A 12,013-nucleotide genomic window follows, 5' to 3' on the forward strand; every position below is an offset into this window, starting at 1 on the left:
CGTCGAGGTCGTTCTCCCGGCCGAGTTCCTCGCTCGCGCCTCCACCAACCCCGACGACATCGCGTCGCGCTCCCACGAGCAGAGGAAAGCGCTGACCTGACTCGCCTCAGTCGCGAGCCAAACTGGGCGACGCGTGAATTCAAGCCGAACCATTGGCGGTGGTTGGCAACCCGCTGACGATTCAGACTGTCCCGAGCGCGAGCAGGCCGAAGCGGCTTCCGGCACGGCATGGGGCGCGTGCTCATGTCCTGAAGCGAGCCAACGGGGCGCAGATCTCCGCCGGCCCCGTTAACTGATTCGAGGCTTTGGCACAGAAGAGCTGTGAATCACGTTCTCACATTCGATACCAAGAACCGACGTTTCGATGAGATAGACCGAAAACCCGTTGCGCTTGGCGCGCACCGGGGTGTAAGACGGTCACCTAACCGCCAACAGGAATGGCGGTCATCGCAGTTGTGCCTAACGGGGAGGGGGTCGCGCGATCGTCCTCGCCGCTCGAGGTTGGTCCGGTTGCGGTTGAACGTTTCATTTCGGTATCGAGAGGTCACCGTCTTAAAGGACCGGGATCGGCCGGGCTTCGCAACAAGTACGTTAGGAATGTGCCGTCATGAAGCTTCGCTTGTCAGTAATGATCCGCCGCGCTTTGATTGCTCTTGCGGCGGGGACGGGAATCGCAAGCGCCATCGCCTATGAGGCAGCTGCTGGCCGAACTGCCCAACACGCCGAGCCGATCAACCAACGAATGTGCTGAGTCAGCCTAGCAATCCCATTGGTTCGCACTCTCGAGGCGGCGCACAAAGTTCGGATTCGTCATGGTTCAAATAAGCCGCTCAAAGAAAGGTTTCTCATGAAGTTGCGCATGTCTATCCTGGTTCGACGCGCTCTGATAGCGGTCGTGGCTGGCATCGGAATTGGGAGCGCCATCGCTTACCAGGCCGCGGCTGGTCGAGAGCATCAGCATGCTGAACCCATCCATTGAGGTGGCCGCGCGTTTCCAAGCGCTCCATTCAGCCGCTCCTGTAGTCCGGGTCATAAACGAAAGGCTGCAATGTTGAAGCCGCGTATCGCCGCGTCCGCTCGTCGGTGTCTAGTCGCAGGGGTGGCAGGTGCTGGACTCAGCGTGGCAATTGCATACCCCGGCCGCCGCGATCCGCATCGTGAACCACGCAGACCCAATGCTTTCATTGATTGAACCGCTTGGCTCGCAAGAGCGGTCGAACCACGCGCGCGCTAACTGACCCTCCGCTTGACCCAAACTTAACTAAGTCATCATCGAACTAACCGGCGAGGCGGTCGAGCGTGTGGGAGCTGGTGCGAGCCCGGTACCGTCATCGGCAGGCGCTTCTCTTCGTTCGAGTGGGTGACCAGCTGAGCGCTGAGAAAATGGCCGCTCGAGCCGTTCAACTTATGCGTCACCGCTTGGCGCACCGCTCCGCCGCATCACATCACGAACTGTTCGACGCGCTCATAACCCACGCACAAATTCTGACGAGCCTGATGCGGCTGGGGCAGGCCGAAGCCGCTTACGCAGATGCTCTCAAAGTGAGCGATACGGTGAACCCGACCACTCAGCAACGGGTTCACGTGGCCCAAGTATTGATCGCGAAGGCCGACGTCCATCGCCGGCGGGCGGACTACCCGCAGGCCGACGCAACCCTCGCAGCGTGCCTCGAGCTTCTGGATTCGCTCGCCAGTTCTCAGCATTTGATTGGTCCTTGGAACAACATGGCGGGCATCGTTGCAAAGGAGACGGGCCGTTTCGAAGAGGCAGCGAAGCACTATGCGACCGCCCTCGCTAGATGTGGCAGCGACGATGAGTTTCGAGCATCGATACTGCACAACCTGGCGGGGCTTGCCTACATGGAGGGCCGATTCCGCGAGGCCGAGCAGCCGGCGCGTGTAGCGGTTGAACTCCGGCAAGCTTTGAATGGACCCGGATCAACCCTAGTTGCAGCCGACCGTGTCGTGTTAGGTGCCGTTCTCGCGGAGATCGGCGAGCAGGAGCAGGCGGAACAGCATCTCAGAGACGCTCTAACGATTTGGCGCGACCAGTTCGGGACCGACCACTACGAGGTCGGTGCCACTCTTCACACGCTTGCCTCACTACATCTGCAGCAAGGCAAGTTGCGGGAGGCTTCCGCTGAGCTCTCCAAGGCTCTGCGCATCAAGGTGCGTGTCCTGGGACCGGACCATCCCGAGGTAGCGACAATACTGAGCAACATCGGTGTTCTCCACGCCCGAGCAGGCCGATGGGACCAGGCGCAGCAGCACCAAGCGAACGCGCTATCCGTTCTAAGCGCACGGTACGGAGTGAATCACCCATTTACGCTCCGAGCCCAAGCTCGCCTTACGGATCGACCGCACGAGCCCACTTGCACGGTTCAGGACCGGCATGACGATGGATAGCACCCGGTATCGGCGTAATCGTGCCGCCGCCAACGAACACTGCAGATAATCTAGAAGCGACTTTATACGCGGAGCCTGACCAACCCTCTTTCGCTCGGATCGCCACTGGCCGCATGGTCGGTAGGGCATCCAGGCTGCCTCTGTAACACTCCTGTTGGGAATTCGGCCCGGAGGCGTGGTACCGTCACTTCGCGTCCGCCGGCGGGGCGGCTCAACGCCCATCTCCCGACAATGTGCGAGGCGTCGAGTCGATATGCAGTGTGGCAGGTCAGCGACCGATGCACCGGATAATGATAGCCTTCTCCAAGCGGGTTCGTCCGGCCAATGCGGTGGGAGGTTGCGCAGATGAGTTACGGACCGAGTTCTCTACGTCGATTGGGTCGAAGAATGGCACTTGTCGTTCTAGCAGTGGCCGCCATCGCGGCACCCGCGGTAGCGGGAAACGTTAATCAACATGCCGAGCCATTCAGTTAGAATCCGTCCGCCGTGAGGGCGGCTGCTATTTCACCGAGCCGTCCTCGTGAGCTCAGCCATCTGCCGGCGTCGGCTCCGGAGTACTGAGGCGTGGGTGGTGGCGGCTAGGGGGCGGCCGCCTTGAGATGGCAGATGCTTTGCCGAGCATCGAGGACGCCGCCGCGGCAAGGGAGGGCGGTTTCCGCGCGGCTGAGCCCTAGGAGAGCTGGATCTGGACCGGGAGGGGGTCGGCGGGATGAAGGCTGATCGCCGGCTGGAGGGGAATCGACGTGAGGGACGTCGATAGGCGATAGGTCTGCAGGATGGTGGCCAGAACGATTGGTGTCTCGAGCATGGCCAGCTGCATGCCGATGCAGGCGTGCGGACCGGCCCCGAAAGGGAACCAGGCGTACTTGTGGCCGCCGGGCACCTGCCCGCCCGGTAGGTCGAACCGCTGGGGATCGAACGTCTGTGGATCAACCCAGATCTTGGGCGAGCGGTGAATCGTCCAGGGCGACACCACGATGGCCGAGCCGGCCGGGATGCGGTAGCCGTTGAGCGTCTCCTCGTGGGTGTTGCTGCGGCCGATGCTGTGGGCGGCCGGATAGAGTCGCATCGCCTCCCGCACCGCTCGGCCGGTCCAAGGCAGTGCGGCCAGGTCGCCGGCGGTCACGACGCGACCAGCCAGCACGTGGTCGAGTTCGTCCCGGAGGGTTTGCTGCCACTCCGGTGCACGAGCCAGCTCGACGAGAAGGCAGGCGAGGGTGGACGCGGTCGTGTCGTGACCGGCAAGCAGGAAGATCAACACCTGGTCCGCGATTTCAGTGTCGCTCAATCGATCCCGACCGTTGTCGACATCACGAGAGGTCAAGAGCAGGCCGAGCAGGTCCTGGGTAGGCACTGTGTCGGTCTTGCGGCGGCGGTCGGCGATGATGCCGTCGACGACGGCGCGTAAGCCGGCCAGTCCTGAGCTCAGTCGTCGGTTGGCTCGGGTCGGCACGCACATCGGGGTCGGCCGCGGGCTGAACCCGCGCTGGAGAATCAAGTCGCTGACAAACCTGAACTTCACGATTTCTGGCACGGCGGCCGACATGTCGGCGCCGAAGAGCACTCGGCCGATAATCCGGGAAGTCAGATCGATCATCTCGCCGTGGACGTCCACCGCTCCGCCGGTGGCGGCGACCCGGCTCCAGCGCCGGACCAGCTGTTGCGCCTCGTCCACCATGATTGCGGCGTAGGTTGTCGAAATCCGCTTGTGTGTGAATACCGGAGCGAGGAAGCGACGTTGCCGGTGCCAGTCGTCGCCCTCACTGGTCAGCATTCCGTTCCCCAGCGCCTTACGCACCTCGGCGTAGAACTGGTTGCCCTTGGTGTACCGATCGGGCTGCCCCAAGATCTCCAGAACCAGCTCGGGAGCCGAGATGCTGTAGAACGCCACTCGCCATCCAGGGGGTCCGGCGTAGATACGCGCTACATCACCAACATCACGGGCAGCACGCAACAACGTTCCCAGGTAGTCGCGGCGCAGATCCAGGGCCGCGCCAACAAGAGGAGCACCCCGCAGAGACGGCACCCTGCGGCCAGCTTCCCTAACGATCACAATGCCCTCAAAACGCCTGAGCCGTGTCGGACACACATCCGAATAGACGGCGTCTGGGCCCCCTGACTGGACCAGCCTATCCCCACTCGTCGACCGGCAGACTGCTGCCTTATCAGACCGATCTGTTCAGCACTGTCATACGGCATTGCTGAGTGCACGCGCCTTAGTCGAGCTTGTCAGACACGATTTCAGCCCGCTGGGCACCCACCGCACCATCACCGTCTACGACCGGGTCGTGGTCGGTTCGGACGGCACGCCGTCCAGCCTGTATGCGGTGGATCGGGCCGCGGAGGTAGCGCAGGCCGCCAATGCCCGGCTGGTCGTGGTCACCGCCTACAAGGAGGGCGACCCGAGCGCGGCTCCGAGCCCCACCCCAGGGATGCACCGCGACGTCTACGGCGTGGAGCCGGCCCGGAAGGCGTTGGCTAAGTCGGTTGCCGGTCTCACGCAGGAACGGGTGCGATATATCGACCAACGATTGGTCCGCGGCGACCCGGCGCAGGCCCTTCTCGACACGGCAGGTTCGGACCCTGCGAGTCTCATCGTCGTGGGCAACCGAGGACTGGGAGCGAGCGAAGGACAACTGCCCGGATCAGTTCCGCGTGAGGTCGTGAAGAACGCCGTATGCAACGTTCTCATCGTGCAGACCTCGGCGCTGGACGAGGACCGGATACTTGGCGTGCAACCCGCCAAGGGTGCCGGCGGCCCGCGCCGTTCAGTCACCGAATCGGATCCCGGGGACTGATTCGGACTCGGCGCCCCTCCGCTGACTCGCGGTGACCTTCTGGTTGTGAAGGCTTGAAGGGGCAGTCCGGACGCCATCCATCTGGTCCGTAAGAGGGGCTGGGGGCCGCCTGACCAAATCGCGGGCTGCACCTCGCCGGGAGACCACCTGGCCCGGCGTCCCCGGGTGGTTAGCTCCACAGGGACGCCGTTGCCAAGCGGGCGCTGACACCAGGGCGACGGCTGGTTGCCGAGGCCGAGAGCCCCCGGTAGACGCAGCTCACGGGCTCCTTCGCGCAACGATAGAGCTCCAGCCTCGCGCGTTGCACCCGTGTGGATAACTCGGTGTACAACGTAATTCGGCTGTGGAAACCACGGTCTTTCGGCGACGTCTAGTCCAGGTCTCGGCGATGCGCGGCGACCACCGAGTAAGTAAGCCGTGACGGCCGTGCCTGGCCGGTCATTCAGGGTGTGGCCGACATGAGGCCGTGAGGGCACCCTGTCTGGCTCGCCGTTGCCGGTCTGGGAGGGTGTGGTGTGGTCGGACAGGGTGCGGCCCCGGGAGAGGAGGCCATCATGGGGTCGTGGGTGGATCACGTGGTCTGGTGGCAGGTTTATCCCCTCGGTTTCCTCGGAGCTGAGAAGGAGCTGGCATCGGTTCGGGGTGGGCTGAACCGGTTGCCACGGCTACGCGGGTGGCTGGACCATCTGATCTCCTGGGGCGGGAACGGTCTGCTGCTCGGTCCAATCTTCACCTCCGCCAGCCACGGCTATGACACGGAGGACTACTTCCAGATCGATCCCCGTCTGGGTGATGGCGCCGACTTCGACGGCCTGGTCGCGGCCTGCCGGGACAAGGGCGTGCGGCTGCTGCTGGACGGCGTCTTCAACCATGCTGGCCGCAGCTTCCCGCCCGTCGCCCAGGCGTTGGCTGAAGGACCCGGTTCAGCGGCTGAGGAGTGGGTGGCCAGGCTGTACGACACCGATGGTGTGATCACGGCCGACTATTTCGAGGGTCACGACTCTCTGATCACGCTCAACCACCGGACAGCACGGGTGCAGGAGTTCGTGCGGGAGGTGATGTTGCACTGGTTGCGCCGCGGCATCGACGGCTGGCGGCTGGACGCCGCGTACGCCGTGCCGGCGGAGTTCTGGGCCGCGGTTCTGCCGGATGTACGCAGGGAGTTTCCCGATGCCTGGTTTGTCGGGGAGATGATCCATGGTGACTACGTCGACTATGTGCAGAGATCTGGGCTGGACTCGGTCACGGAGTACGAGCTGTGGTGGGCGATCTGGTCCTCCATCGACAGCATCAATTTCCATGAGCTGGAGTGGACGCTGGGCAGGCACGCAGGGTTCGTGGAGGACTTCTTGCCGTTAACATTCCTGAGCAATCATGACGTGACTCGAGTGGCAAGCCGGATTCGTGATGACCGGCACTGGTCGCATGCCGTGGCGCTGCTGTGCTTCCTGCCCGGAGTGCCCAGCGTCTACTACGGCGACGAGTTCGGTTTGGAGGCGATCAAGGAGGATCGCCCGCACGGGGACGATGCTGTGCGTCCGGAGATGCCGCCCGAGCGCGGGCTGTTTGATCACTCGCACCCGGAGGTGTAGGAGACCTATCGGCGAATGATCGGCTTTCGCCGGCACCATCCCTGGCTTGTCGATGGGGTGCTCGAGATCGAACTGGTGGAGAAGGCGCGTCTGGTCGTGCGGTCCAGGGCGCGCCACGGCCAGGAGGCGCTGACTCTGGCCCTGAACCTAGGCAGTACATCGATGCCGCTCAACGACGCCGCAGAAGTCCTCGAAGCCCAGCCAGCCCCTCCAGGCACAGCCGCCCCTCCGCACGGTTGGGTGGTGACTGCGGGTTGAGCAGGCCGCACACGGTGTTAAGCCTTCCCATCAGTCGCTCGATGCAAGTTCTCGGTGAGTCAGAAACGTGGGATTGGCCACGCTGGGTGGGGCGGCAGGCTCGATCCTCGGGCGAGAGCGCACAAAGACCGACGGGTTCAACCACCTGCTTGCAAACATCCTTGCCGGTAATACTGCGCGCGGCGGCTAGGTCCGGGCATGGCTGCCGCGGGTGGCGACGCTGTGCGGTCGGTAGGCGTCGTTGGGGTCAGAATGGGGTCAGAAGTCCGTCCGGGCACGCTTGGGGTGGTTTGCACGATGACGGCTTACGACGAGGGTCCCTCAGCGCGAACGTGGGTTGAATGGCCAGGACGGATGCGTCAGTCCGTAACGGTGTTGGTGTACCTCGCTGCTGTACTGACGGTGCTGTCTTGCGATGCTGGCAGGACACTCTCGCGGGTGGTAGTCAGTCGCCGTGGGCCTCGGCGCGCTCGCCTTGGGCCGGCTGATGCGGCGCGGTGGGAGTTTCACGTGCTGCCAGCGCCTTCTGGCGACGCGTCACGACCACCGCCGACGCCGCTCCGCATCCCATTAGCGCGACGGCTGCCAACCACGGCCGGTTGAGTCGGTCACCGAGCAGTCTGTCGATCGAGTAGCGGCCCGGGCCCCGGATGGCCAGCGCTGCGGCGCCGAGACCGAGGATGAGGTTGTACTCGTACCCGCCTTCCATCGCGAAGAAGCCGGCTGGCTTGTGCACTGAGCCGGCGGCGAACATGGTTGATGCTGCGGCTGCCCCACCGACGGGAGTCGCCAGTCCGAGGGCAAGGAGCGCACCGCCTCCTGCTTCGCCGAGCCCGGCGAGAATGGCGCTGGCTTTGGCTGGCTGGAAGCCCATTGCATCCATCCCGCCGGCTGTACCTACCACGCCGTGTCCGCCGAACCAGCCGAAGAGCTTTTGTGCGCCATGGACGGCCAGCGTTCCGCCAAGGCCGACCCGGAACAGCAGCACGCCGAGATCTTCTCGTGTCCCCTTGAGTGTCATGACAACCTCCTCATCGAAACGGCGCCGAACTGCGCCGGACGCGCAGCGCTTAGCCCACGGTCACATAACCCGGCGACACCTCCGCGAAACCGCGACGGGCCCGGGCGCATGGTCCGAGACAACGTGCCGCCGCGCACTCCGCCACGATCCGGACATGGTCGGCCCTTCCTCACGGACATACGAGGAAGCATCAGTGTCGCTCCTGCTGACAGCGATCGAACTCTGCCTTATCAGAACGATCTCAGCGACTTAGTGTCTCGCGGCCCGCTCCTCTTTGTTACGAGACCGCCGACGGCCAACGATTGGTCGGCGTTTGCCTGACCAATCGCTGCCTCCGTTTCGTCTGGAGTTCCGGCTCGCGTATCGTGGAGGTACCGAGGACTCTCTGCAGACTGCCTGGTCGGCGGTCCCTGGCGATCAGCATTCGGCCCTACTGACGGGCCTATGGGGGCTCGACATGAACACCTCGCCTTCCCCGCTCATTCGCGACCCGGACTCAGGCAGCGATCCGTGCCAGACCTGCGGCCATCCGCTGGCGATGCATGACGCGATCGGCATCCGCTGGTGCGCGGCAACGACCCTCGGGGTCGGCCAGCGTGCCTGCCTCTGCTCCGGTGTGGTGGCCGAAGCCCGCGTCCTCAGCCACTACTGAGTGTGTACGCGGGATCGTCCTACACCACGGCCCATCCCGAGCGATTCGTCGGGCGCGCGAGTCGCGACCATCGAGCTGAAGCGAGGCTGCCACTGTGCCTCAGACCAACCGCATGACGCCACGTCGCCCGAACTGGCCCGACGTGTGAGCCGCGGCATCTCATCAGCGTGGCGCTCGATCCGAGCCGAAGTCCCGTCGAACGCGGTCGGCGTCCATCCATCTGAGAGGATGGACGGCATGGCAACCGAGCTCTCCCTCGCGGTGAGGTTCTCCAACCGTTTCGGCAACGTGAGCACCAGGTATCCAAAGATCGTGGCCGGAGCGTACGGGCGCTTTGATCTTGCGAGGGCGCTCGCCAGCGATCCCGACACGGTGGCCGCCAAGGTAGCCGCGTGGGAACGAGCTCAAGGCCACGAACCGAGGAATTGGGCAGCCATCGGCCGCAACGAGGGGCATGCCGGCGTCGATCGAGGCGCCGGCGTCAACCAACCTCCCGAGTAACCTTGATGGAGCGTTACGGTGTCAATGTCGGGTGCTCAGGTGCCGGGCGACATGCTTCAGTGTCAGGTTCTGCGTTGTCAGCGCCGGGCTACTCGCAGCTTCGTCGTCGAGGACGAGATCTGGGGCTTGGCCGAGGTGGCCGTTTGTAAGCATCATGGGGCTGTGTTGGACTCCGGGTACTCATACAGCTACAACCATGAAGACAACGTGATCTATATGGGCCGCGACCTTCGCTCTCCTGAACCCGGCGGCTCCGGAGCATGACAGTCCCGGCAAGTAAATGCCGATGTTCGCCCGTTGCTGCTGCGGGGCTTACGCCCTGCAACCGCTTAGCGAGAAGTTGAGCCTATTGCAATGCGGCCGGATTGCCGCCAGCGAGGCCGTCGGTTGTGCTCGGTGGAAATGTCGGCGGTCGCGGACTCACTGCGCGTGGCGGTCGTTGCTGTACTTCGGTGCCGTGCTTGGGCGCTCCTGATCCTCTGATCTGCAGTTGGTGTCAGTTGCCAGCCCAGGCGTCTGCTTGCAAAGATGCTGCACGGGCCGCTAGCTGCCTCACCGAGCCTTGCGCGTCGGTCGCGACGGGCAGTGGACGGAGGGGCTAGGTTGGTGTCGCGCCAGGGCGGCCAGTTCGGCTAGGGTCCCATTGACTCGCCGCGGCAGATCCGGGGCAGGTGGGAGGCGCCGCGGTGGCGAGGTTCGAGGTGTATAGAGACGCTCAGGGCGAGTTCCGGTGGCGTTTGAAGTCGACCAACGGTCGATCGATCGCAACCAGCGGTGAGGGGTACAAAACCAAGGCTGGAGTGCAAAATGCAATCGCGGCGGTGAGGCGCGATGCGGCCGCGGCGGACGTCGACGACCAGACGGCTACCACGTTCTAGTCGCAGCAGTGCCTGACCTTCTCATGGGTGTGCTCATCCCACCACCTGGTCGCAAAGCTTCTGATGCCTGCTGTCGTCGGGGACCCCTCCGCAGGCCGCCAGGCTCCTCCGAAGTTCGAGGAACTCAAGCATCGTTTCCAAGGTCAGCAGCGGGCCGTTGGCCGGCCGATGGGTTTCCGACCGTTGTAGGCTGGGGGTACTTGCTCCCAGAGCCTCCACCTGGACTCTTCCGAGGACCAGGTGGAGAGCGTGGATCATGTCAATCGCGCACGTTGTCGCATACTCGTCGGGACCGGTTGAACGGTCAGCGACTCAGTTGCTCAAGTCGTCGGGTTCGCCACGGGCACACGCGCGCGGGCCGCTACGGCTTCGGCTGTCTCCTGACATCGGTCGAGGTGCGCTGGATGGGGCGTGGTGGCCTTACAGCCGTGACCTCACCGTGGAGGCACTGGATCTGGTGGACCATTTCCCCGGGACTTCGGACCGGATCTGCCGAGTGGTGTACTCCACGCCAGATTGGGAGCCGCCCGGGCGGGGACGCGTCAAAACGGGAAACGGCTTCGTGAACTTCGGTTCCTTCCCGCGCGAGGACACCCATCTGGTGTTGTTGAAGGGCGTGACCTCGCCGCGTTTGGTGCAGCTCTTGGTGGTGCCTCCTGAATGGGGCGATCGAACAGCCAGCCATGCCATGCGGATCGCTGCCACACCCGCCAACCTGAAGTCCGGCCCGACCATCCTCAGCGAGTCCGTGGATCTGTTGCTGGCCGGCGTGTTGTCCCATTGGGATGGCGACGGCGGAGCGAATGACCAGACCTAGCCGGCGGCCTCAAGCCAAAGTTGGGACGGGTCGATCAGGGGCCAGGACTCGTCTAGCGGTTAGCTTGGGCTTCGCGCATCTCCGGGGCAAACTCACCTTGGTCAGCCGGGCCCTTGCGCCGTGGTTGGTCGTCGACCCGGCGCTTTCGGAGGTCCGCCTGCGCGTCGCGTGGGTTGGCCACCCGGTCGCGATCGACCTGACCGGCGCGCCGTTGCGTGTGGCCCACTTTGGGTGGAGCTGTAGCAATTCTTGAGCCGTAGTCAGCGCTGCGCCCCCGGGATTCTGCGTGGGCGTGGATCACCTGATCCGCGCTCGTCCCTGGGAATGGAAGTGACGAAGTGATGATGTACAGCGCCCGGGTGACTCTGAACAACGCACCGCACGGCGACAAGCCGGGTGTCGTCGTGACTGCCCTGGAGGGCAGCGGCCGGGCGGCCTGGGCGGAACGGGGCACCGTGGCCGAGGCGCTCGGCAGCTGGCCGAACTGGGACAAGGGTCGGGCCGACAAGACGCTGGCATCGCTGGGATGGCGTCGGATCGCGGGCTGGACGGGTGGTGGCGGCCTGTGGTTCGCCAGAGTGCAACTGGAGCAGGGGCTGCGTGGCTAGCGATGACGATCAATTCGGCTGTCGGCCCGGAAGTCGAGTTCTTGGCCCTAAACGCTGGTCGGCCCGCGACTGCCGACGATTCTGCAGGGACTGGGGAACAATCCACCGCATCATCGGCGGCCTTAAAGCCGACAGATCGGGTTGCAGCCATTCGGTGACTTGCTTCTCGCCGAGGCGGATCGATTGACCGGATGAGTCGCGTGGAGCGTTGACGAGTCGGGTGGCCGACGCGCGAAGTCGAGCTACGGACGACGGGCGAGTTGTCCGTGGGCTGATGGCTGCTCGTGAATGCGCCGGTCACGGCCGAGCGCAGCGAGCCGCTTCATTCTCAAATAAGAGCGGCGTTCGGCAGCCGAGCGTCGTACCGGTGTGTCGCACCGATGTCGAGTCCTGCCGCATGACCAGCTTGGAAGAGGCACCTGTCCGTGGCCATGAAAAAGTCCCCACTGGTGGCCAGTTCTGGTCCCCAGTGGTGGCCAGGT

Annotated in this window: 11 protein-coding genes; 9 read left to right on the plus strand and 2 right to left on the minus strand. The window is 64.2% G+C overall.

Translation table 11 applies throughout. The features are described from left to right. Positions 1 to 1,299 precede the first annotated feature (1,299 nt). The gene (locus tag ABD747_RS26505; protein ID WP_344810168.1) at positions 1,300 to 2,406 is read left to right on the plus strand and encodes a tetratricopeptide repeat protein; all 1,107 of its coding nucleotides are present in this window, start codon (positions 1,300 to 1,302) and stop codon (positions 2,404 to 2,406) included. 670 nt (positions 2,407 to 3,076) lie between these two features. Here ABD747_RS26505 and ABD747_RS26510 read toward each other — a convergent pair. Then, positions 3,077 to 4,495, minus strand: coding sequence for a cytochrome P450 (locus ABD747_RS26510; RefSeq protein ID WP_344810169.1), 1,419 nt, complete (start codon positions 4,493 to 4,495; stop codon positions 3,077 to 3,079). Positions 4,496 to 4,604: 109 nt separating this feature from the next. Between ABD747_RS26510 and ABD747_RS26515 the strand changes: the two genes are divergently transcribed. The 3 genes from ABD747_RS26515 (at position 4,605) to ABD747_RS26870 (ending at position 7,054) form a co-directional block, all read left to right on the plus strand. Next, positions 4,605 to 5,204: a universal stress protein gene (locus ABD747_RS26515; RefSeq protein ID WP_344810170.1), complete on the plus strand. Its 600-nt coding sequence runs from the start codon at positions 4,605 to 4,607 to the stop codon at positions 5,202 to 5,204. A gap of 566 nt (positions 5,205 to 5,770) precedes the next feature. Further along, positions 5,771 to 6,796, plus strand: a complete 1,026-nt coding sequence (locus ABD747_RS26520) for an alpha-amylase family glycosyl hydrolase (protein WP_344810171.1) — start codon at positions 5,771 to 5,773, stop codon at positions 6,794 to 6,796. 15 nt (positions 6,797 to 6,811) lie between these two features. Beyond that, positions 6,812 to 7,054 (plus strand): DUF3459 domain-containing protein, encoded by a 243-nt coding sequence (locus ABD747_RS26870; RefSeq protein WP_425562592.1) that lies wholly within the window; start codon positions 6,812 to 6,814, stop codon positions 7,052 to 7,054. Positions 7,055 to 7,499: 445 nt separating this feature from the next. On the opposite strand, the gene ABD747_RS26525 is transcribed toward ABD747_RS26870, so the two are convergent. Next, a complete protein-coding gene (locus ABD747_RS26525; protein WP_344810172.1) occupies positions 7,500 to 8,075 on the minus strand; it encodes a DoxX family protein in 576 nt (191 codons plus the stop codon). A 457-nt stretch (positions 8,076 to 8,532) separates the two neighbouring features. On the opposite strand from ABD747_RS26525, the gene ABD747_RS26530 reads away from it, so the two are divergent. The 5 genes from ABD747_RS26530 to ABD747_RS26550 all read left to right on the plus strand — a co-directional run bounded on the left by ABD747_RS26530 (position 8,533) and on the right by ABD747_RS26550 (position 11,531). Next, positions 8,533 to 8,727 carry an RGCVC family protein gene (locus ABD747_RS26530; protein ID WP_344810173.1) on the plus strand — a complete coding sequence of 65 codons (195 nt, stop codon included), beginning with the start codon at positions 8,533 to 8,535 and terminating at the stop codon, positions 8,725 to 8,727. A 237-nt stretch (positions 8,728 to 8,964) separates the two neighbouring features. After that, positions 8,965 to 9,228, plus strand: coding sequence for a hypothetical protein (locus ABD747_RS26535; protein ID WP_344810174.1), 264 nt, complete (start codon positions 8,965 to 8,967; stop codon positions 9,226 to 9,228). A 701-nt stretch (positions 9,229 to 9,929) separates the two neighbouring features. Then, positions 9,930 to 10,106 carry a YegP family protein gene (locus ABD747_RS26540; RefSeq protein WP_344810177.1) on the plus strand — a complete coding sequence of 59 codons (177 nt, stop codon included), beginning with the start codon at positions 9,930 to 9,932 and terminating at the stop codon, positions 10,104 to 10,106. Between the two features lie 256 nt (positions 10,107 to 10,362). After that, a complete protein-coding gene (locus tag ABD747_RS26545) occupies positions 10,363 to 10,923 on the plus strand; it encodes a DUF5994 family protein (RefSeq protein WP_344810175.1) in 561 nt (186 codons plus the stop codon). Positions 10,924 to 11,282: 359 nt separating this feature from the next. Continuing rightward, a complete protein-coding gene (locus tag ABD747_RS26550; protein WP_344810176.1) occupies positions 11,283 to 11,531 on the plus strand; it encodes a hypothetical protein in 249 nt (82 codons plus the stop codon). Positions 11,532 to 12,013 lie beyond the last annotated feature (482 nt).

It is taken from the genome of Microlunatus ginsengisoli, assembly GCF_039537205.1.
In the GTDB taxonomy this organism is placed as follows: domain Bacteria; phylum Actinomycetota; class Actinomycetes; order Propionibacteriales; family Propionibacteriaceae; genus Microlunatus; species Microlunatus ginsengisoli.